This window comes from Kribbella sp. NPDC055110 (genome assembly GCF_053607525.1).
In genome coordinates, this window is sequence record NZ_JBSGTS010000013.1 from 84,477 (window position 1) to 104,907 (window position 20,431).

22 protein-coding genes are annotated in these 20,431 nt (G+C 68.0%); 13 read left to right on the forward strand and 9 right to left on the reverse strand.

The annotated features are described in order from the left end of the window. The first annotated feature begins 29 nt into the window (after positions 1 to 29). The gene (locus ACWF0M_RS21475; RefSeq protein ID WP_452237462.1) at positions 30 to 824 is read left to right on the forward strand and encodes a class I SAM-dependent methyltransferase; all 795 of its coding nucleotides are present in this window, start codon (positions 30 to 32) and stop codon (positions 822 to 824) included. Here ACWF0M_RS21475 and ACWF0M_RS21480 read toward each other — a convergent pair. The 3 genes from ACWF0M_RS21480 to ACWF0M_RS21490 all read right to left on the reverse strand — a co-directional run bounded on the left by ACWF0M_RS21480 (position 807) and on the right by ACWF0M_RS21490 (position 3,932). Further along, positions 807 to 1,613: a TrmH family RNA methyltransferase gene (locus ACWF0M_RS21480; RefSeq protein ID WP_452237463.1), complete on the reverse strand. Its 807-nt coding sequence runs from the start codon at positions 1,611 to 1,613 to the stop codon at positions 807 to 809. The two genes, ACWF0M_RS21475 and ACWF0M_RS21480, sit on opposite strands and share 18 nt — an antisense overlap. A 49-nt stretch (positions 1,614 to 1,662) precedes the next feature. After that, the gene (locus ACWF0M_RS21485; RefSeq protein ID WP_452237464.1) at positions 1,663 to 2,850 is read right to left on the reverse strand and encodes a hypothetical protein; all 1,188 of its coding nucleotides are present in this window, start codon (positions 2,848 to 2,850) and stop codon (positions 1,663 to 1,665) included. 83 nt (positions 2,851 to 2,933) lie between these two features. Beyond that, positions 2,934 to 3,932: a LacI family DNA-binding transcriptional regulator gene (locus tag ACWF0M_RS21490; RefSeq protein WP_452237465.1), complete on the reverse strand. Its 999-nt coding sequence runs from the start codon at positions 3,930 to 3,932 to the stop codon at positions 2,934 to 2,936. Between the two features lie 157 nt (positions 3,933 to 4,089). Here ACWF0M_RS21490 and ACWF0M_RS21495 point away from each other — a divergent pair, with 157 nt between their 5' ends. Continuing rightward, positions 4,090 to 5,946 (forward strand): glycoside hydrolase family 127 protein, encoded by a 1,857-nt coding sequence (locus ACWF0M_RS21495; RefSeq protein WP_452237466.1) that lies wholly within the window; start codon positions 4,090 to 4,092, stop codon positions 5,944 to 5,946. Between the two features lie 25 nt (positions 5,947 to 5,971). Here the strand turns inward: ACWF0M_RS21495 and ACWF0M_RS21500 are convergent, their stop codons facing one another. Next, positions 5,972 to 7,180: a TerC family protein gene (locus tag ACWF0M_RS21500; protein ID WP_452237467.1), complete on the reverse strand. Its 1,209-nt coding sequence runs from the start codon at positions 7,178 to 7,180 to the stop codon at positions 5,972 to 5,974. A 101-nt stretch (positions 7,181 to 7,281) separates the two neighbouring features. On the opposite strand from ACWF0M_RS21500, the gene ACWF0M_RS21505 reads away from it, so the two are divergent. Both ACWF0M_RS21505 and ACWF0M_RS21510 read left to right on the forward strand, forming a co-directional pair. After that, positions 7,282 to 7,902 carry an acyl-CoA-like ligand-binding transcription factor gene (locus ACWF0M_RS21505; RefSeq protein ID WP_452237468.1) on the forward strand — a complete coding sequence of 207 codons (621 nt, stop codon included), beginning with the start codon at positions 7,282 to 7,284 and terminating at the stop codon, positions 7,900 to 7,902. 77 nt (positions 7,903 to 7,979) lie between these two features. Continuing rightward, positions 7,980 to 9,491 (forward strand): FAD-dependent monooxygenase, encoded by a 1,512-nt coding sequence (locus ACWF0M_RS21510; RefSeq protein ID WP_452237469.1) that lies wholly within the window; start codon positions 7,980 to 7,982, stop codon positions 9,489 to 9,491. Here ACWF0M_RS21510 and ACWF0M_RS21515 read toward each other — a convergent pair. After that, positions 9,458 to 10,018, reverse strand: a complete 561-nt coding sequence (locus ACWF0M_RS21515) for a helix-turn-helix domain-containing protein (RefSeq protein ID WP_452237566.1) — start codon at positions 10,016 to 10,018, stop codon at positions 9,458 to 9,460. The two genes, ACWF0M_RS21510 and ACWF0M_RS21515, sit on opposite strands and share 34 nt — an antisense overlap. 42 nt (positions 10,019 to 10,060) lie before the next feature. Between ACWF0M_RS21515 and ACWF0M_RS21520 the strand changes: the two genes are divergently transcribed. Next, complete coding sequence (locus ACWF0M_RS21520; RefSeq protein ID WP_452237470.1) at positions 10,061 to 10,582, forward strand: N-acetyltransferase family protein; 522 nt, start codon at positions 10,061 to 10,063, stop codon at positions 10,580 to 10,582. Here the strand turns inward: ACWF0M_RS21520 and ACWF0M_RS21525 are convergent. Next, a complete protein-coding gene (locus ACWF0M_RS21525; RefSeq protein ID WP_452237471.1) occupies positions 10,579 to 11,574 on the reverse strand; it encodes an AraC family transcriptional regulator ligand-binding domain-containing protein in 996 nt (331 codons plus the stop codon). The two genes, ACWF0M_RS21520 and ACWF0M_RS21525, sit on opposite strands and share 4 nt — an antisense overlap. 182 nt (positions 11,575 to 11,756) lie before the next feature. Here ACWF0M_RS21525 and ACWF0M_RS21530 point away from each other — a divergent pair, with 182 nt between their 5' ends. Then, complete coding sequence (locus ACWF0M_RS21530) at positions 11,757 to 12,590, forward strand: oxidoreductase (RefSeq protein ID WP_452237472.1); 834 nt, start codon at positions 11,757 to 11,759, stop codon at positions 12,588 to 12,590. A 5-nt stretch (positions 12,591 to 12,595) separates the two neighbouring features. On the opposite strand, the gene ACWF0M_RS21535 is transcribed toward ACWF0M_RS21530, so the two are convergent. Then, entirely contained in the window at positions 12,596 to 12,823 is a 228-nt protein-coding gene (locus ACWF0M_RS21535) for a D-alanyl-D-alanine carboxypeptidase family protein (RefSeq protein WP_452237473.1), read from the reverse strand. Positions 12,824 to 13,036: 213 nt separating this feature from the next. Here ACWF0M_RS21535 and ACWF0M_RS21540 point away from each other — a divergent pair, with 213 nt between their 5' ends. Then, positions 13,037 to 13,546 carry an N-acetyltransferase family protein gene (locus ACWF0M_RS21540; RefSeq protein ID WP_452237474.1) on the forward strand — a complete coding sequence of 170 codons (510 nt, stop codon included), beginning with the start codon at positions 13,037 to 13,039 and terminating at the stop codon, positions 13,544 to 13,546. On the opposite strand, the gene ACWF0M_RS21545 is transcribed toward ACWF0M_RS21540, so the two are convergent. Then, positions 13,543 to 14,235: a hypothetical protein gene (locus ACWF0M_RS21545; RefSeq protein ID WP_452237475.1), complete on the reverse strand. Its 693-nt coding sequence runs from the start codon at positions 14,233 to 14,235 to the stop codon at positions 13,543 to 13,545. The genes ACWF0M_RS21540 and ACWF0M_RS21545 overlap by 4 nt on opposite strands. A 42-nt stretch (positions 14,236 to 14,277) precedes the next feature. Further along, on the reverse strand, positions 14,278 to 15,198 hold the full coding sequence (locus ACWF0M_RS21550) for a M23 family metallopeptidase (protein WP_452237476.1): 921 nt from the start codon (positions 15,196 to 15,198) through the stop codon (positions 14,278 to 14,280). Between the two features lie 355 nt (positions 15,199 to 15,553). Here ACWF0M_RS21550 and ACWF0M_RS21555 point away from each other — a divergent pair, with 355 nt between their 5' ends. The 6 genes from ACWF0M_RS21555 (at position 15,554) to ssuE (ending at position 20,363) form a co-directional block, all read left to right on the forward strand. Next, the gene (locus ACWF0M_RS21555; protein ID WP_452237567.1) at positions 15,554 to 15,628 is read left to right on the forward strand and encodes a putative leader peptide; all 75 of its coding nucleotides are present in this window, start codon (positions 15,554 to 15,556) and stop codon (positions 15,626 to 15,628) included. A gap of 113 nt (positions 15,629 to 15,741) precedes the next feature. Further along, the gene (locus ACWF0M_RS21560; protein ID WP_131335244.1) at positions 15,742 to 16,635 is read left to right on the forward strand and encodes an amino acid ABC transporter permease; all 894 of its coding nucleotides are present in this window, start codon (positions 15,742 to 15,744) and stop codon (positions 16,633 to 16,635) included. Then, positions 16,632 to 17,384, forward strand: a complete 753-nt coding sequence (locus tag ACWF0M_RS21565; protein WP_452237477.1) for an amino acid ABC transporter ATP-binding protein — start codon at positions 16,632 to 16,634, stop codon at positions 17,382 to 17,384. The genes ACWF0M_RS21560 and ACWF0M_RS21565 overlap by 4 nt, the downstream gene beginning before the upstream one ends. A 3-nt stretch (positions 17,385 to 17,387) precedes the next feature. After that, the gene (locus ACWF0M_RS21570; RefSeq protein WP_452237478.1) at positions 17,388 to 18,320 is read left to right on the forward strand and encodes an ABC transporter substrate-binding protein; all 933 of its coding nucleotides are present in this window, start codon (positions 17,388 to 17,390) and stop codon (positions 18,318 to 18,320) included. Between the two features lie 9 nt (positions 18,321 to 18,329). Further along, positions 18,330 to 19,298, forward strand: a complete 969-nt coding sequence (locus ACWF0M_RS21575) for an ABC transporter substrate-binding protein (RefSeq protein ID WP_452237479.1) — start codon at positions 18,330 to 18,332, stop codon at positions 19,296 to 19,298. A 9-nt stretch (positions 19,299 to 19,307) separates the two neighbouring features. Further along, complete coding sequence (gene ssuE / locus ACWF0M_RS21580; RefSeq protein WP_452237480.1) at positions 19,308 to 20,363, forward strand: NADPH-dependent FMN reductase; 1,056 nt, start codon at positions 19,308 to 19,310, stop codon at positions 20,361 to 20,363. Positions 20,364 to 20,431 lie beyond the last annotated feature (68 nt).

Genomic DNA, 20,431 nt, shown 5'->3' on the forward strand with positions numbered 1-20,431 from the left:
GATCGTCGAGAGAGGCAAAGGAGCCTGGGATGAACAACGTGTACACGCACGGGCATCACGAGTCGGTACTGCGCTCGCACAGCTGGCGGACCGCCGAGAACTCGGCCGGATACCTGCTTCCGCACCTGCGGCCCGGGATGGCGTTGCTCGACGTCGGCGCCGGTCCCGGCACCATCACCGCCGACCTGGCCCGCCTGGTCGAGCCCGGCCGGACGACCGCGCTGGAGGCGAACGCCGCCGCCCTCGACATCACCAAGGCGACGTTCCAGAACCTGGATCTCGACGTCGAGTTCGTCGTCGGCGACGTCCACGCGCTGGACCTGCCGGACGACACGTACGACGTCGTCCACGCGCACCAGGTTCTGCAGCACGTGGCGGATCCCGTGCAGGCGCTGCGGGAGATGCGGCGCGTGTGCAAGCCCGGAGGAATCGTCGCGGTCCGCGACTCGGACTACCACGGGTTTGTCTGGTACCCGGAGCTTCCCGAGCTGGACGAGTGGATGGCGCTCTACCAGCGGATGGCGCGCGCCAACAGCGGCGAACCGGACGCCGGCCGGCGCCTGCTGTCGTGGGCGCTCGCGGCCGGATTCGAGGACGTGGAGGCGACCACGTCCACCTGGGCGTTCGCCAACCCGGAGGATCGTGCGTTCTGGGGTGGCATGTGGGCCGACCGCATCCTCAAGTCGGCTCTCGCGGATCAGGCGCGCGCGTCCGGCATACCGGAGAAACAACTCGAAGCGATCTCACAGGCGTGGCGGACCTGGGCCGAGACCCCCGATGCGTGTATTTCCGTCCTGCACGGCGAACTACTGTGCACGGCGTGAGCGCTGGCGCGAGATCTCGTAGAGGACAGCGGTTGCGGCGTTGGCTGCGTTGAGGGAGCTGGCCGATCCGGTGATCGGGATGCGGACCAGGTGGTCGGCCGCTTCCTTCCAGGCCGTACTCAGGCCTGCGGTCTCGTTGCCGATCAGCAGCAGGACCGGCTGGGTGAAGTCGAAGTCGTAGACATCGGTCGTCCCGTGCTCGTCGGTTCCGACCACGGCGACCGGGTGCGAGGACCGGCGTACCCAATCGAGAACTTCGCGATGCGAAGGCGCGCGTACGGCGGGGACCGCGAACAGCGACCCCGTCGTCGCGCGGACCGCCTTCGGGTCGTAGATGTCGGCCGCATGCCCGGTCACGATCACCCCGTCGGCGCCGAACGCGTCGGCGGACCGGATGATCGACCCGATGTTCCCCGGCCCGGTCGGCCGGTCGAAGACGACGCCCAGGAACTCCGGCCCGACCGGGATCCGCTCGAGATCGTCGGGCGGCAGCTCCAGTACGGCGATCAGCTCGGGCTGCTCCTTCTCGCCGAGCTCGGCCAGCAACTCCGGCGCCATCGCGACCCGCTCGACATCCGGAAAACGCTGCAGTAGGTCCGAAGCCCAACGGGACAACGGCCGCGACGCGTCGGTGATGACGGTGCGCACCGGCCAACCGTTGTCGACGGCAACCGAAATCGGACGCACGCCCTGCACCAGGAACTCGCCGGACCGCTGCCGTTTTGTGCGATTGGTCAGCGACGCCTGCCACACCTGGAAACGAGCGTTCCGCGAGGAAATCCGTTGCACTGGACCTACTTTACGGCTGCGCCACGGGAGTACGACGGGTCGCGCAAGCTCAGTGCGCTCGCTTCCGCCTTCGGCCCCGGTGCCTGAGGCGGAGCGCGCCCCAGAGGATCAACGCCGGTAGCCAGAGCAGCACCAGCCAGGGAAGCCGCCACCAGCCGGACTCGCCGTAAAGTTCCGGCTGGTCGGTGGCGACCAACGGCCGGGCGGACGCCGACCACGCGAGGAAAGCGTCGCCGATCGGCACCGCGCCGAACAGGTACCGCTTCGTCTTCAACCCGCTGAACGGCAGGCCGACCAGCTCACCCTCGCGCGACAGCCGGTCCGCGAGCGGATCGTGATGCACCCGCGCCGCGCCGATAGTGACCACGGTCGCGGACAGACTCATTCCGAACACCAATGGACCGGAGTCGACATCGCCCGGTCCGGCGATGCCCTTCGGGTACTCGCGAACACCGAGCCCGGTGACGAACTTGTCCTTGAAGATCTCGTACTGCGTTCGCGCGAAGGCCGGATCGATGTCGATCAGAAACCGCTGGATCATCGCCTGCGACGAGCCGCGCGCGCCGGAAACCTGCGGAACCACCTGATGCGGCAGCAGCCCGGTCGCCGGATCCAGCTTCGTCTTCGCCGTCGTCACCCAGTTCCGCGCGGTTTGCCCGAAGCGCGGTGCGACCACCGTGTCGTACAACCGCAGCGAGGCGATCGCGACAACCGAGTCGACCGGCCAGGCCTGCCCCGGGTACGCGGCCAGGAACGGGGTTTTCGCGGTTCGGAAAGCGGTGGCGATCTCCACCGACTCGCTGGTGAAGGTGTCGCGGTCGGCGGCATCCGAATGTCCGAGCGCGATCAGCCCGCCGCGCAGCCAGTTGGTCCAGCCGGCGTAGAAAACGCCGTACTGCGGTTGCAGCGACTCGTCGAACGGAGCCGTCCCGTTCGGGGAAGCGATCCGGTCGAGCGCCCACCGCACCTCGGTCGTCGCGTCCGCGGATCGCGCGGGATCGTCGATGCCGACCTGGACCCAGCTCAGTCCGTACAGCACGTTCAGAAAGAAGTAGCCTTCCGGAAACTGTTTCTGCGCGGCCAGATCCGCGCCGCCCTCGAGCTCAGCACGCAGGAACGCCAGTTGCTTCACTACGCCACGGGCGGGATCGGTCCACGGAAGAACCAGGCGCGCGGTCCCCACCCCCGCCACCAGCGTGGCGATGACCGCCACGCCGATCAGAAGCTTGCGCAGCACCCGCATCAATCTAGAGGTTCTCGGCAACGAGCGGCGGTCGAACGGATGACCATCCGAAGACTGGACGCGCTGAGGACGACCGTTCAGGTGCCGAGCGTCGACTCGCGGGGGATCAGACGGGTGGGGAGCATCAGCTGGCCGCGTTGGGGCGTGCCGGCAATGACGTCGAGGAGCAGGTTGGCAGTACGGCGGCCGAGTTCTTCGAGCTCCATGTCGACGGTGGTGAGGGGTGGGCGACTGGCCAGCGCCATCACGGACCAGTTGTCGTAGCCGGTGACAGCGATGTCGTCGGGGACCGAGCGGCCGAGCTCGCGCAGGCGATCGCAGACGCCGCGGGCGATCTGGTCGCTGCCGCAGGTGATCGCGTCCAGAGTCGGGTGCGCCCGGAGCAGTACGTCGACCGCGTGCCTGCCCCAGCGCTCGCTCCACTCTCCGTACAGCGGCTGGCCGGCAAACGCGTCCCGCGCGGCCCCCATGCTCGCGGCGGCCCGGATCTGTGCGCTGAAGTGTGCCTCCGGCCCGGTGACGTGCGCGATCCGCTCGCGGCCGAGGGACAACAGGTGCCGCACGGTCGATGCGCCGCCGCCGTGGTCGTCGACGATCACCGACGTGTCGTCCGGATCGATCGACGGACTGAACGCGTAGACGACCGGGATCGGCACGTCGATGGGCTCCCGCGCCTCGGTCCGGCGTCCGGTCACGATGATGCCGTCCACCCGGCGGGACACCAGCGACTTCAGGTAGTGCTGCTCGCGGAGCGGGTCGTCGCGGGTGTCGCAGAGGACCAGCGCCATCTCGCCCGCGCTGAGCGCGTCCTCGGCGCCTAGCATGATCGGGATGCTGAACCGGCCGGAGCTGTCCGTGGTGATCAGACCGACCGTGAAACTGCGCCCGGACGCGAGCGCGCGGCCGCGGTTGTCCGGGGTGAAACCGAGCTGTTCGGCGGCCTGCCGGACTCGTTCGCGCGTGGACGCGCGGAGCTGCCCGGTGTCGTTCAGCGCCTTCGACGCCGTGCTCGCCGAGACGCCGGCCAGCGCGGCCACGTCCTTGATCCCGGGCGCGCGGATGATCCGTGAGGCCATGCGGCAACTCCTTTCCTGAGGTTTCCGGCACGGTACCGCACGGCGCGCGGCCGGCTCGGAAGTTATCCACAGGCAGGGGTTGACCTGACGCGGCAGGCTCTCTACCTTCGTCAAGGAAAACGTGTTCCGGATTTTCCTAACTCAGGAGTCACGGTAGATGAGCGCTTCCCCGGAAACTGTCACTACGTCCCGCAGCCCGGCCGCCACCACGAAGGGCCGTCGGCACCCCCTCGGGCTCGGCCAGGTCACGATCACCGGCGGCTTCTGGGCGCCGCGGCAGGCCCGCAACGGCGCGGACGCGATCCCGAGCGGCCAGGACCAGCTCGAGAAGGCCGGAAACCTGCAGAACCTCCGCCTCGCGGCCGGAACCGGCGAGGGCGAGGCGATCGGCCCGGTGTTCGCCGACTCCGACGTCTACAAGTGGCTCGAGGCCGCGGCGTGGGAGTACGGGCGCAACCCCGACGACGACCTCCTGCGGCGCATCCGCGACCTGACCACGGTCGTCGCCGCCGCCCAACGCGAGGACGGATATCTCGACTCGGTCGTCCAACTCCGCTACGGCGACGAGGGCCGCTACCAGCAACTCGTCTGGAGCCACGAGCACTACTGCGCCGGCCACCTGATCCAGGCCGCCGTCGCCCAGGTCCGCTGCACCGGCGACCGCGCGCTGCTCGACGTCGCGACCAAGCTGGCTGACCACCTGGTCGCGACGTTCGGCGACGACAAGACAGTCGACGTCGACGGGCACCCGGTCATCGAGATGGCCCTCGTCGAGCTTTATCGAGAAACCGGTACGACGGCGTACCTCGAGCTGGCGAAATGGTTCGTCGAGGCTCGCGGGCACGGGATCATCGAGCGGCACGGGCATTCGCCGGCGTACTTCTCCGACCGGGTGCCGGTGCGCGAGGCGACCACGGTCGAGGGGCACTCGGTCCGCGCGGTCTACCTCGCCGCCGGTGCGGCCGACGTCGCGTTGGAGACCGGCGACTCCGAACTGCTTGATTCCCTGAAGCGGCAGTTCGACCACATGTGGTCCACGAAGACGTACGTCACCGGCGGGCTGGGCGCGCGCTGGGAGGGCGAGGCGTTCGGCGACGAGTACGAGCTGCCGCCGGATCGTGCGTACGCGGAAACGTGTGCCGCGATCGGCGGAATCCAATGGGCCTGGCGGATGCTGCTCGCGACCGGCGAGGCGTCGTACGGCGATGCGATCGAGCGGATGCTGTACAACGGTTTCCTTGCCGGCGTATCGCTGGCCGGGACCGAGTACTTCTACGTCAACCCGTTGCAGCTGCGCGGGTCGGCGTACCCGGACACCGGTCGGAGTCCGGCGCACGGACGGCGTGGCTGGTTCGACTGTGCGTGCTGCCCGCCGAACATCATGCGCACGCTGGCGAGCCTCGACGGCTACCTCGCGACGACGACCGACGATGCCATACAGATCCATCAGTACGCCGCCGGCGTCATCAAGTCGGGCGATGTCGAGCTGACCGTCGACACCAACTACCCGTGGGACGGCTCGGTCCGCATCACCAGCGCGACACCGGTGGCGGTTGAGCTACGTATTCCGGCGTGGGCGGATGGTGCGACGGTCAACGGGCAGCCGGTGGGGGCGGGTGGATACGCCGAGGTCGAAGCGGCCGACATCGAGCTGCAGTTGCCGCTTACGCCGCGCCTGATCGGTGCGGATCCGCGGATCGACGCCGTCCGCGGTTGTGTCGCCATCGAGCGTGGACCGCTGGTGTACGCCGTCGAGCAGGCGGACAACGCTGCGAACGTCGACGACCTGCATCTGTTGCCTGAGGCACCTGTTGCGCGCGGCTCGGAAATGCTTGACGGGATCACGGTTCTGTCTGCGCGCGGACGAACCGGCACCGGACATCGCATGGGTTGGCCGTTCACCGGCGATGCGGCGGACTCCACCGGTGACGAGGTCGAGGTGACGGCAATCCCGTACTACGCGTGGGCGAACCGGGAGATCGGTGCCATGCGTGTCTGGCTGCCCGCGGCCTGACGATGCTCACCCCGCCGGGGTGGTGTCAGAGGCTGGGGCGGATCACGTGGTCGGCGTGGGCAGCGGCGTGGGCTTCGCCGACCTCGCGGCACAGGGCCATCAGGTCGTCCTCGTTCAGGACGTGCTGCTTCGCCTTCGGGCCGAGCTCGGTGATGTGGTCGCGGGCCCGCAGCAACCGCTGGAACACCCGTTCCCGCTCCGCCGGGTCGTCGGTGTACTCCGGATCGAGGTACGCCGTCGCGTCCCGGCGGATGTGGGCCATCGCGGTCTGCGTCCGCCCACGGGTACTGAACAGGGACGCGAAGATCGTGATCAGCAGCACGGCAAGGATCACGACCAGCGAGAGACCGGTGCTGATCTCCACCACCTCGACGTGGTCGCCACCGTTCACGAACGGCAGGTTGTTCTCGTGCAGCGCGTGCAGGATCAGCTTGGCGCCGATGAACGCGAGGATCGCGGCGAGCCCGAAGGACAGGTAGATCAGCCGGTCCAGCAGCCCGTCGAGCAGGAAGAACAGTTGCCGCAGCCCGAGCAGGCTGAAAGCGGTTGCGGTGAACACGACGAAGACGTTCTGCGTCAGGCCGAAGATCGCCGGGATCGAGTCGAGCGCGAACATCAGGTCGGTGGCGCCGATCGTGATCATCACCAGCAGCATCGGCGTGAGCATCCGGTGCCCGTCGACGACGGTCGTCAGCCGGTCCCCGTCGTACTCCTCCGAGGTCCGGAACAGTCGGCGGCTGAGCCGGACGACCAGGTTCTGCGCCTGGTGCGACTCCTCGGTCTCCGGCTTGAGCATGTTTCCGGCGGTCAGCAGGAGCGCGATCCCGAACAGGTAGAACACCCAGGAAAACGTGTGCAGCAGCGCCGAGCCGATGAAGATGAACCCGGCCCGGGCGATCAGGCTGACCACGATCCCGACCAGCAGGACCTTCTGCTGGTTCTCCCGCGGCACCCGGAAGCCGGTCATGATGATCAGGAACACGAACAGGTTGTCGACCGACAGTGCTTTCTCCGTGATGTAGCCGGCGAAGTACTCCGAGCCCATGTCGGTGCCGCCGAGTACGAGGGTTCCGAGTCCGAACAGCACCGCGATCCCGACGTACAGCGCGGACCAGACGGCGGCCTCGCGGAGCGTCGGGACGTGCGCCGACCGCACATGGAAGAAGTAGTCGAACAGCAACAGGCCGACGATCGCCAGCAGCGTCAGCACCCAGACCAGCGGGGACACCGTCATGGGCTTACCCAATCATGGTCCGGCTACCAGTTCTGCCGGGTCGTAAGAAATTGCCTGAAAGGCATCTTTGCTCTTTAGGCAAGTTCTGCTACGGTCGGGACATGGCCGACGGGTTGCGGGAGCGGAAGAAGCAGGAGACGCGGATCGCGTTGAGCTGGGCGGCGGTCCGGCTCGCCGTCGAGCGCGGGTACGGGAACGTGCGGATCGAGGACATCGCCGCCGAGGCCGGTGTGTCGCTGCGGACGTTCCGCAACTACTTCGACAGCAAGGCCGACGCGATCGCCGCGCGCGAGGTGGATCGCAGCCTGCGGATCGCCGAGGAGCTCCGGGCGCGGCCCGCCGACGAGCCGCTGTGGGTCGCGATCCGGGTGTCGATCGAGAAGCACTTCGCTCTCGGCGCGGAAGGCCATGGCGGCCGGCGGCCGCCGGACGAGCAGTGGCTCACCGGAATCCGGTTGATGATGAGCGAGCCGGCACTGCAGGGCGCGGTCGCGCGCGCCTACGCCCGGGTCGGTGAGGAACTGGCGGCCGCGGTCGCCGACCGGACCGGGACCTCGGGGCTGTATCCGCGGCTGGTCGCCGAGGTGATCGGCGCGACCCGCGCGGTCGTGATGGCGGAGTGGCTGCGGGCCGATCCGCCGCGCTCGATCGCCGACCTGCTGTCGTCGGCGCTCGACCAGGTCGAAGCCGGCCTGCCCGTCCCCGAAGAACAACCCGGGTAACCACCCGCACAACCAACAGAACTGCTTGACCCCGGTGAGTCGCCGGGGCGGTCAGTCACGCCTATGTGGAGGACGTCATGGACGCAGAAGTTGTCATCGCCGGGGCCGGACCGAACGGCCTCATGCTCGCCAGTGAACTCCGGTTGGCCGGAGTCCGGCCGATCGTGCTGGAGAAACTGCCGGAACGCAGCACGATTCCGCGCGCCAACGGCCTGGTCGGCCAGGTCGTCCGGATGCTCGACCGGCGCGGACTGTACGAGCGGTTGAGCGGTACGCCGGGTCCGCCGCAGCCGGCTCCTGGTTTCGTGTTCGGCGCGATGCCGTTGCCGCTCGACGTACTCGACGAGAACCCGGTCTATCTGCTGCAGCTTCCCCAGGTACGTATCGAGGAGGTGCTGCAGGAGCGGGCGCTGGAACTCGGCGTCGAGATCCGGCGTGGTCACGAGCTGACCGGGTTCACGCAGGACGCAGACGGTGTCACGGTGTCGCTGACCGGGCCGGACGGGGACTATCAACTGCGGGCCGGCTATCTGGTCGGCGCCGACGGCGGGCACAGTCAGACGCGGAAACTGGCCGGAATCGACTTTCCCGGTGTCACCAACGATTCGATGGTGTCCCGGAGCGGCAGCGCCGCGGTGCCGCCCGAGTACATCGAGGACGGGCTGCTGAAGATCCCCGGGTACGGCGTCGTGCCCCCGTTCCTGCACCAGCGGACGGAACGTGGACTGTTCGTGTGGGCACCGTTTCCGAATCGGTTGCCCGCGATCAGCACGGGAGAGTGGGACGCCCCGCCGGACGGCGAGATGACGTTCCAGGAACTTCAGGAGAGCGCCGACCGGGTGCTCGGCGTCCATCTACCGTTGGTCGAGCCAACGGGCGAGGGTGTGCGGCAGCTCCGGCGGGTGGTTGGCGGCAACAGCCGGCTGGCGTCGAGTTTCCGTTCCGGACGGGTGCTGCTGGTCGGCGACGCAGCGCATGTGCACTCGGCGATCGGCGGACCGGGTCTGAACCTCGGGCTGCAGGATGCGGTCAACCTCGGGTGGAAGCTGGCGGCCGAGGTACAGGGCTGGGCGCCGTCCGGTCTGCTCGACACGTACGAGTCGGAGCGTCGCCCGGTGGGGGAGCGGGTCGTGATGCAGACCCAGGCGCAATCCGCGCTGATCGCGCCGGGCGCCGACGTGACGGCGTTGCGGAAACTGTTCGGCGAGTTTCTGACCGATCCGCGGAACGTGCAGCGGGTTGCGGAACTGATTTCCGGCGCGGACGTCAAGTACCACGAGGGTTCGCATCCGCTGGTCGGCCGCTGGGCGCCGGATCTAATGGTCGGTTCGGCACGCTTGGCCGAGCTGACGCGATCCGCCCGCCCGCTCCTCGTCGACCTCACTCCCGACGGCTCGTTCGCAGATCTCGTGGCCGATCCCATCGAGGTCGTCACCGGCCGGCACGAGACGCCGATCGCCTTGCTGATCAGGCCGGACGGCTACGTCGCCTGGGCCGCCGACCAGGACGGGGTCGCAGAACGGGAGGGTCTGCGTGACGCGGTCGCGCAGTGGTTTCAGGCGCGCCCCTTGACCAGCGCGACGAGGTAGCGGCACGTCGACGTACCGGGATTGTGGAAGGTTGTCGGTGAGGCTGGGCCGAGTTGCAGGCAGTCGCCGGCACGCAGTTCGTGGACCTGTGGCCCTTCGTGAAAACGCAGCAGTCCGTCGAGGATCCACAACTGCTGGTACTTGAAGATGTAGGCGTCGGCCGGGTATGAGACCGATGCATCCGGGGGCAGTTCCACCTCCACGAGTTCCAGTGGCCCGTCGGTCACCGGGGACACCGCGCGCCGGCGGTACCCGGTGACGGGGTCGGTCCAGACCGGCTGGTCGTCGGCTCGACGGAGCAGCTCACCTGTGTTCTCCGCGCGGGCGACCAGCTCGGACAACGTCATACCGAGCGCACCGGACAGCTTCCCCAGCAGTACGGCGGTGGGCTGCGCCTCGCCCCGCTCGATCTTCCCGATCATCGCGCGCGAGACCCCAGACCGCTCGGCGAGAGCGTTCACGGACAGGTCCTGCGCAACCCGCGCCTGCTGCACGGTCGCGGCCAAGGATCGAGACAGATCATCCATCACGCTTGCCACTATAGCGGCAGTTGTGGCTACTATCGTGTCATGGTTCAGGTCAGAGACGCCGCGGCCGCCGACGCTGCGGCCTGCGCGGCCATCTACGCGCCGTACGTCATCGGTACTGCGATCACGTTCGAGCTCGATCCGCCGACTGCCGAGGAGATGGCCGAGCGGATCACCCAGGCCCAGTCCACCCACGCGTGGCTGGTTCTCGAGGACGACGGCCAGGTCGTCGGCTACGCGTACGGCGGCCCGATGAAGCCGCGCGCGGCGTACCGCTGGTCCTGCGAGGTCAGCGTCTACGTCGCCCCCAGCCACCACCGCACCGGCGCCGGCCGGACGCTTTACAACGCCCTGTTCGACCGCCTGTCCGAGCGCGGCTACCGCACCGCCATCGCCGGCATGACGCTGCCCAATCCCGCCAGCGAAGGCCTGCACAAATCCCTCGGCTTCGACCCGATCGGCACCTACCGGAACATCGGCTGGAAGCTCGACGCCTGGCACGACGTCGCCTGGTCCCAGCGCCCCCTCGCCGAACTGCCCGATCCGCCGCAGGAACCTCGCTAGGACACGCCCTGGATCGCCCGAACCGCGTCCGGGGTCGTGCCCGTCCAGGACTTGAAGGCCCGGTAGAACGAGTTGGTGTCGTCGTACCCGAGAAGGAACGCGATTTCCGTGGCCCTGAGGTTGCCGTTCGTCAGGTAGTGCCGCGCGAGGTCCTCCCGGGTTCTGGTCAGGATCGCCTGGAACGAGGTGCCCTCGTGGCCGAGCTGCCGCTGGAGAGTGCGTGCGCTGGTGGCGAGCTGACCGGTGACCGCGCCGATCGAGGCGTCACCCGCGGGCAGCGTCTCGAGGAGGGCTGCGCGGACCCGGTCGGCGACCGTGGCCGAGGCCTGCAGGTCGGAGAGCCGGCGGCGGAGTTCGGGGGCGAAGACGCGCCACATCTGTTCGTTCTCGGTCAGGAAGGGGCGCTTCGCGTCGGCGGCGGTGAAGGTGATCGAGGACCGGCTGCCCTTGCGGACCCGGGTACCCAGGTACGTCTCGATCGCCGATGGGTCGGCCGGCGGGTTGGGCATGGTGACGCGCGCGGGCCGGACCTGCTCGCGCGTGGCGATGCGCGCCAGCGCGACCCAGAAGGTCAGCTCGGTCGTGGCCAGCAGAGCCGGTGGCTTCGGGCCGGACGGCCAGACGTAGGTGATCGTCAGCGCGCTGGTGGAGTCGACGTCGATCCGCAGCGGGCCGATCAACGGCTTGTGGACGGCGAGCCGTTGCGCCGCCGCGGTGAGATCCGGGCTGCACAGTGCGCCGAACATCGGCGGCGAGAAAAACTCGACCGAAATCGCTTTCCCGATGTCCACCGCGAGGTCGCGATCCGCGCCACCCTCGAGATCGAGCGCCTCCCAGAACCGGTAGTACTCCGGAACCGAGAGCTCGATCGGCCGGCGGCTGAACAGATCAGCCGGGAGCTCGGCGCGCCGAAGGACCCGCGCCGGTGCGATGCCGAGGTCCCGGACGAACGCCTGGACGCTCGGCTCGAGATCGAACCGTTCACCTGCCATGCGACGAGCCTAGCCGCCAACGCATCGCGAGGGACCTGCGCAAGCCGCCATCGTACTTGCAGATCACGCCGGACCAGGTTGGCGCGAATCGCAAGCCGGTCGGCGTCTTGTGCTAGTGGCGCCACCTGCCGGCATTCCTATCGTGGACCACGTCCACAGCAGTCGTACCAAAGGAAACCGCCGTGAAAAACCCTGTCGCCCTCGTCACCGGCGCCTCGTCCGGCATCGGCGAAGCCACCGCACTCGAACTGGCCAAGGCCGGCTACACCGTGTACGCCGCAGCCCGCCGCGTCGAGCGGATGGCCCACCTGACCAGTTCCGGAATCCGCCCGATCCCGATGGACGTCACCGACGACGCGTCGATGCAGGCGGGCGTCGAGAAGATCCTCGCGGAGACGGGACACATCGACGTACTCGTCAACAACGCCGGCTACGGCTCGTACGGCGCGGTCGAGGACGTCCCGCTCGACGAAGCCCGCTACCAGTTCGAGGTCAACGTCTTCGGCGCGGCGCGGCTCGTCCAGCTGGTGCTTCCGCAGATGCGCGCCCAGCGATCCGGGAAGATCGTCAACATCACCTCGATGGGCGGCAAGATCCACACCCCGCTCGGCGCCTGGTACCACGCCACCAAGTTCGCGCTGGAGGCGATCAGCGACTGCTTGCGACTCGAGCTCAAGCCCTTCGGCATCGACGTCGTCGTCATCGAGCCCGGCGGTATCAAGACCGAATGGGCCGACATCGCCGCCGGCAAGCTCCGAGCCGCGTCCGCCACCGGTCCGTACGCACTGCAGGGCAACGCGGTCGCCGACTCGCTCTCGTCGGAGTCCAACCAGCGGCGCGCTTCCGCGCCGGAACTGATCGCCCGGACGATCGCCAAGGCGGTGCGGGCGCGCAAACCGAACACCCGGTACGCCGTCGGTTTCGGGGCCAAGCCGTTGATCTTCCTGCGCGACGTACTGCCCGACCGAACCTTCGACGCGGTCGTGCGTCGCGCCGTCGGGGTCCCGTCGAACTGACGCCGTCACTTCATGGGTGGGCAGGTTCCGTCCGGGGTCGTGACCAGTTCGAAGTGCCAGATCTCGTTGGAGAGGGTTTGGCAGAGGCCGTAGCGGCTGCCGTGGCGGATCAGCCAGTAGTCGGCGTCGGTGGGGCCGATGTCGACGGCGTGGCCGGTCACGTGGTGCGATTCGTCTGGCTCGGCGACGTACTCCTCGGCCTTCTCCATCAGCTCTTCCTGGTAGCTGTACACGAGGTCAGCGCGAGACTGATGACGGCGGCAACGATCGCCAGGCGGCCGGGTACGGCGCTCCGTCGATCGCGCCTCAGATGATTGGTCAGCATGCCGACAGTTCAGCTGCGGCGATGTTGCAGCAGTGTCTGGAATTTCCGATACGTTGTCGATATCGGACCCGGAACCTGACCAGGCAGGCAGTTGGCCCGTCCGGCGGGTGAGGATGGTGCGGTGAGTGACGAGCGCCGATCAGGCGACCAGCAGGTGACGGTACGACGGGCCGTCGAGGAGGACGACGCAGCGCTGCTCGCGATCGAGCGGAGCGCGTGGGACGCGTCGTCGGGGTTCCCGTCGTACCAGGACACCCTGCAGGACACGTTCTTCAGCCGGAGTGGGCCGGAGGCGCATCTGGTGGCGGAGCACGAGGGCGTCGTGGTCGGGTACTTGCGCCTGCAGGACAAGTACCCGTTCCCCGAGGGCTCCGGCGTACTGACGATCAACGGCCTCGCGGTCGCCCACGACGCGCGCCGGCTGGGCGTCGCGTCCGCACTGATGGACGCCGCCACCGCCGAGGGTCGTCTCCGCGGCGCGCGCAAGATCAGCCTGCACGTCCACAGCACCAACGTGGCCGCCCGCCGCCTCTACGAGCGCCACGGCTACGTCCTCGAAGGCACCCACCCCAACGAGTTCCTCATCGAGGGCAACTACATAGCCGCCCTCGACATGGCGAAGATGCTCTAGCGGCTGATGACCGGCGAGAAGATGTTCCAGATGCTGCTCGTACCCGGGACGTAGACGCGGTACCTGCGGGCCTTGTTCGGGTAGTAGTTGTACGTCACCTGTCCCACGCTGTTCGTGGTGACGTACGCCAGCCCCTTCCACGTCGTCGTACCGATGTCCTGGTACTGGATCAGCACCTGCTTGTTGGCCCAGCGGACATAGCGGTCGCTGCTCGGGCGCCAGTACGAGACCGTCGTGAGCAGCGCCGTACGGCTGCCCTTGCGGCCTCCGGTGAGCGCGACGGCTGAAGCGCACCTCGAGACCGAGGTCGCGGAAGCCAGGTCGGCGACCTTCGTGCCGTTGATGTTGGTCGCGCCGCCGGCGGGCGTCCATGTGATGGTCCCGATGGGCGGAAACGCACCGTAGAACCCGAACTGCGCTACGCGATTTCCGGACGTGAACTCGAGCCTGCCCTGCGGGTTCGAGGTGGCTGCCGGAGCGCTCTTCCACACCGCGGTGTAAATGGTGTCCGGGCAGCCGGAACCGAACCTTGCGAGGAAGTAGTTGTAGGTCGCGCCGACGCTGATCCGGGAAGGCACCGAGAGCGAGCACGTCACGGTGGACTGTTGCGGGGCAGCGTGGGCGGGTTGGGTCGTGACCAGGCCGGATGCCAGGAAGGCGAGGGCCAGGGCGGGCTTGTAGAGCTTCAAGAGTTCCCCCTCTTCGAAGTGTGTGGGGGAACGCTAGCGGATCTACGGGTTGAGGCCGTGGGCGCGGAGCCAGGGCTCGGGGTCTATGGGGGAGCCGCCGCCGGGGAGGACCTCGAAGTGGACGTGGGGGCCGGTGGTGTTGCCGGTCATGCCGATGCGGCCGACCATTGTGCCGGCCTCGACCGAGTCGCCGACGGAGACGTCGAACTCGGACATGTGGCTGTACGACGTGACCGTGCCGTCGGCGTGCCGCACCTTCACCTGGCGGCCGTATGCGCCTTCGAAGTCGGCCTGGATGACCTCGCCTGCCATGACCGAGCGGACCGGCGTACCCATCGGGGCCGCGAAGTCGAGACCGGTGTGGTTGTGCGCCCAGCGGCCGCCGGCCTGGTTGAAGCGGGCGGTCAGGTGGTAGCCGGTGGTCGGCAGCACGATCTTCGGCGCGGCAGCTGCCTTGATCGCGGCGGCCTTGGCGAGGGCGTCCTTCTTGGCGGCGGCGAGGGCCTTGGCGTTCGCCTCGGCCTTCTTCGCGGCGAGCGCCTTCGCGGAGGCCAGCGCGAGCGCCCGGCGCTGCGTCAGCGTCGCGTTCGCGGCCAGGCGTGCGGCCCGCTGCTTCGCGGCGGTCTCGGCCGCTGCCTTCTGGGTCGCCCCGAGCGACATGTCGATCCGGGAGGCGTCCCGGGACCCGAGGTCGCGCCGATCGATCCGGGCGGCGGTCAGAGCGTCGGCCTGTGAGGGGCTCAGGCCGGTGCTTCCGGATGCTGCGGCCGGACCGGTCGCGGACGAGCTGAGTCCGACGGTCGTGGTCCCGGCTGCGGCTGCCAATGCGGCGGTCAGGCCGATCAGCTGGGTGCGGCGGGTCGCGTTGCGACGGGAGGAGCGGTGCTTTGCCACCCGGCGCGGGGCAGCCGGGCGGCCGGACGGCTGCCGATCTGCTTGCGGCGCGTCTTGGCGAGTGGGCACGAGAGACCTTCCAGGGAGGGGGGAGGGGGAGGGCGGCGATCTGCCGGTGAGGGGGAACGGCAGCTCCAAGACCATAACGAGAAGGTCACGGACGCCCCAAACACGGATTGCGAAAGGTTCAACGAAATCGCACACGCTCGGTGAGGGCTTACTGGCGTCCGGTGCACGCTCAGGCGTGAACCGGCTGGGCAAGAAAGTCGCCGGGGCCGTGATGCGGATCACCCTGCGGTTGGCGTCGAGCAGCCCCTCAGGGCCGGTATAAGGCGTCCATATATTGAGAGCTTTGTCGACCGACTTACTTATCTTTCAACCGCGTCCCATACTGAAATGACACGACCGACGAGAGGGGACGGGAATGACACGCAAGCCGCCGTACTACCGCCTCCACATCGATCTCGCCCGGGTCTCCAGCGCCCTCTGTCTGCGCTGACCTGAGTTTTCTCGCGTCCTGTCAAGGCGTCCGCTTCCGGACGCTTGTCGCCTGCTGCCGCCCTCCGCCGTCGCAGGGCCCGCGAAGCCTGCCCACCGCCAGGGAGTGTCATCGTGTCCACCACTTCAGTCACGTCTGCGTCCGGTACGACCGGGCCGCCGGCAACCGCTGTACCGCTCGAAGCCGATCTGACCGTCGTCGCCCGGCGGCACCCGTGGCGCTGGGTCGGCGTCGGCGTCGTACTCGTCCTGCTCGCGATGTTCGTGCACGGACTGGCCACCAACCCGGGCTGGGACTGGCCGACGTTCTTCCAGTTCTTCGCCACCCGGACCGTCTTCTCGGCGCTCTGGGTGACAGTGCAGCTGACCGTGTACGGCACGGTGCTCGGGTTCGTGCTCGGCGCCGTCCTCGCGTCGATGCGCTTGTCCGGCAGCCCGTTCCTGCAAGTAGTTGCCTGGGGCTACATCTGGGCGTTCCGCTCGATCCCGTTGATCGTGCAGCTGCTGTTCTGGTTCAACATCGCGTACCTGTACCAGGAGCTCAGCCTCGGCATCCCGTTCGGCCCGGAGTTCGTGCACTTCAGTACGAACAACCTGTTCGGTCCGCTCGGCGCCGCCGTACTCGGACTGGCGCTGCATCAGGCGGCGTACGCCGCGGAAATCATCCGTGGTGGAATCATTTCCGTCGACGCCGGCCAGACCGAGGCTGCCGCCGCACTGGGGATTCCGAAACGCCGGCAGTTCTTCCGGATCGTGCTGCCGCAGGCGATGCGCTCGATCCTGCCGAACGGCGCGAACGAGGTGATCAGCCTGTTCAAGGGCACCTCGATCGTCTCGGTGATGGCGATCCCGGAGCTCTTCTACCAGGTGCAGGTGATCTACGGCCGGAACAGCCGCGTCGTACCGCTCCTGATGGTCGCCACGGTTTGGTACATCGTCCTGACCACATTGCTGTCGATCGTGCAGTACTACGTGGAACGCCGCTTCGCGAGAGGTACGACGCGATGATCGACGTGAAGGGTGTGCACAAGAGCTTCGGCGATCTCGAAGTACTGAAGGGGATCGACCTCGAGGTCCAGGCCGGCGCGGTCACCGTGATCCTCGGCCCGTCGGGATCGGGGAAGTCGACGCTGCTGCGGTCGATCAACCATCTGGAGAAGGTGGATCGCGGGCTGATCCGGATCGACGGCGAGCTGATCGGATACAAACGCCGCGGCGACAAGCTGCACGAACTGCGGGAGCGCGACATCCTGCGGCAGCGGTCGCAGGTCGGGTTCGTGTTCCAGAACTTCAACCTGTTCGGGCATCTCACCGCGCTGCAGAACGTCGTCGAGGCGCCGGTGTCGGCGCAGCGCCGCAAGCGCAGCGAGGTCGAGCCGTTCGCGCGGGAACTGCTGGAGCGGGTCGGTGTCGGTGAGAAGGCCGACGCGTACCCGCGGCAACTGTCCGGCGGTCAGCAGCAACGCGTCGCGATCGCTCGCGCGCTGGCACTGAAACCGAAGGTCCTGCTGTTCGACGAGCCGACCAGCGCGCTGGACCCGGAGCTCGTCGGCGAGGTCCTCGACGTGATCAAGGAACTCGCCCGCGACGGCTCCACGATGGTGGTCGTCACCCACGAGATCGGCTTCGCCCGGGAGATCGCCGACACGGTGGTCTTCATCGACGCCGGCCGGATCGTCGAGTCCGGTCCACCGCACGAAGTGCTCGACAACCCCGTCCACGAGCGCACTCGCGCCTTTATCTCGAAGGTCCTCTGACTCATGAAACGGCTTCTGGTCCTGTCCCTTGCCCTGCTCACCCTCGCCGGGTGTGGAGCCCAGGCCACCGCTTCCTCGGACACCGGGGTCAACACCTCCGCCGAGCAGAACCGCGTCACCACCACCCGCAACGACGCCGCGGCCGCCTTGCTGCCCGCCAAGGTCCGCGACCGCGGCACGTTGGTCGTCGGCGCCGGTTTCGGCAGCGGCAGCGTGCCGCTCGGCTTCTACGCCGACGACAACAAGACGCCGATCGGGCTGGAGGTGGACATCGCCTACCTGGTCGCCCAGGCGCTCGGGTTGAAGCCGGAGATCGAGGTCACCAGCTGGGAGAACCTGTTCGTCGGCCTCGACTCGGCCAAGTACGACGTCGGGTTCTCGAACATCACCGTCACGGAGAAGCGCAAGCAGAAGTACGACTTCGCGACGTACCGCAAGGACGACATCGCGTTCGAGGCGAAGAAGGGCGGCACCTGGCGGGTCGCCGGTGCCAAGGACATCGCAGGGAAAACGATTGCGGTCGGATCGGGGACGAACCAGGAGAAGATCCTGGTCGACTGGAACGAGGCCAACGTCAAGGCCGGGTTGCCGGCGGCAACGATCAAGTACTTCCAGAAGAACACCGACACGTACCTGGCGCTGAGCTCCGGACGGATCGACGGGTACCTCGGTCCGAACCCGTCGATCGCGTACCACGTGAAGACGTCCGGCGAGACCGAGACGATCGGCAAGTTCTCCGGCGCCGGGCCGACGCTGCAGGGCCTGATCGCGGCCACCACCAAGAAGGACAGCGGCCTGGTGAAGGCCTACCAGGCGGCGATCGACGGCGTGATCGCGGACGGCAGCTACGCCAAGGTCCTGGAGCGCTGGAACGTGACGAACGAGGCGGTCGCCAAGTCCGAGATCAACCCGCCCGGCCTTCCCCTGACGAGCTGAGGACAACTGATGAGAAAACGTTGGAGCGTAGTGCTCGGGGTGGTTCTGCTGGCCGCGGCCGCTTGTGCGGATCCGCAGACGCAGACCGCCAAGAGCGGTGACCCCTCGGTGGTTTCGTTCGACACCTCGGCCGACCAGAAGCACGTCACCTCGGCGAAGGTGGACAGCATCGCGGCCGAGTTGCCCGCCTCGGTGCGGGAGTCCGGGAAGCTGGTGGTCGGGAACGGCTCGGCCGGTGGCGGTCTGCCGCCGCTCGGTTTCACCGCGGACGACAACAAGACGCCGATCGGCGTCGAGATCGACATCGCTTACCTGGTCGCGAGCGTGGTCGGGCGGCAGGCCGAGATCGACACGACCAGCTGGGAGAACCTGTTCCTCGGGCTGGACTCCGGAAAGTACCAGGTCGGAATCTCGAACATCGGAGTTTCCGAACTGCGCAAGGAGAAGTACGACTTCGCGACGTACCGGCTCGGGCTGCACGCGTTCGAGGCGAAGCTGGGGTCGGGGCTGAAGGTCAGCGGTCCGGCGGACCTTTCCGGAAAGACCGTCGCGGTCGGTTCCGGAACGCTGCAGGAAGCGATCCTGGTCGACTGGAACAAGCAGAACGTCGCGGCCGGGCGGAAACCGGCGAACCTGAAGTACTACCAGCAGGCCGCGGACACCTACCTCGCGCTGCAGTCCGGCCGGATCGACCTGTACCTCGGCCCGAACCCGACCGCGTCCTACCACGTCGCGACGCGGCAGCAGACTTCTCAGGACAAGACCGAGATCGTCGGCACCGTCTCGTCCAGCTATCCCGTGCAAGGCCTGGTCGGGGTCACGACCAAGAAGGACAACGGTCTCGTCAAGCCGCTCGCGGACGCGCTGAACGCGACGATCGCCGACGGCAGCTACGCGAAGGTGCTGGCCAAGTGGGGCCTGCAGGGCGAGGCAGTCCCGAAGTCCTTGATCAACCCGCCCGGTCTGCCGAAGAAATAGGAGAACTCGATGGCGACCATTGCAACGATCTCCAGCAGTCCGTCGGTCCCGTCGCGGACCGACGCGGTTCTGGACTATGTCACCAAGCGCCTGATCAGCCACGGCCACACCGTCACGCCGATCGTGTTGCGGGACCTTCCGGCCGAGCCGTTGCTGCGCGGTCAGGCCGAAGATCCAGCGATTTCCGCGGCCGCCTCGGTGCTCGAGAACGCGGATGCGGTCGTGGTCACGACCCCGGTCTACAAGGCGGCGTACTCCGGTTTGCTGAAGGTGTTCCTGGATCTGCTGCCGCAGTACGCGTTGAAGGGCAAGACGGTGTTGCCGCTGGCAACGGGTGGTACGCCGGCGCACGTGCTGGTGATCGACTACGCGCTCCGTCCGGTGCTCACCAGCCTCGGCGCGGGCGCGATCGGGCAGGGGTGGTTCGTCCTGTCCTCGCACGTCCAGCTGTACGACGGTGGCGGGCTGCTGCTCGATCCGGTGGCATCGGTCCCGCTGTATCAGGTGACCGAGGCGTTCCTCGCGACGGTCGAGGGCGGTCAGCCGGTGGAGAGCGCGCCGGTGCAGATCGCTGCCGTGGAGGCGGTCCGGGCTCGTCCGGAGGATCCCGAGGCGGCGCCGTTGCTGGCGGATCTGGTCGTCGAGTACAGCACGCGGTACGGGCGTACGAACGAGAACACGCAGCTGACCGAAGTACCGCCGTCGGACTTTCACGCCGAGCGGGGCGGCGCGTTCGTGCTGCTGCGGTACGGCGGTCAGACGGTTGCCGGCGGCGCGATCCGCCGGTACGACGACGAGACCGCCGAGGTGAAGCGGATGTGGACGTCGCATCTGCATCGCCGGCAGGGGCTGGGGCGTCGCGTGCTGGCCGAGTTGGAGGCGGCGGCGCTCGATCTCGGGTATCGCCGGCTGTATCTGACGACCGGTCCGCGGCAGCCGGAGGCGGCGGGGTTGTATCTGGCGGCCGGGTTCGAGCCGCAGTTCGACACCGAGGCCGATCCGGAGTCGATCGGTCCGCTGCCGTTCCGCAAGAACCTCCCGGTGGCGCTGAAGGTGGCGTCATGAGCGAGCGCAGCGAGCGAATCATCAAGCGCAGCGCCCTGCGAGCCTCATGGGCGCCCGGAGCGAAGCGA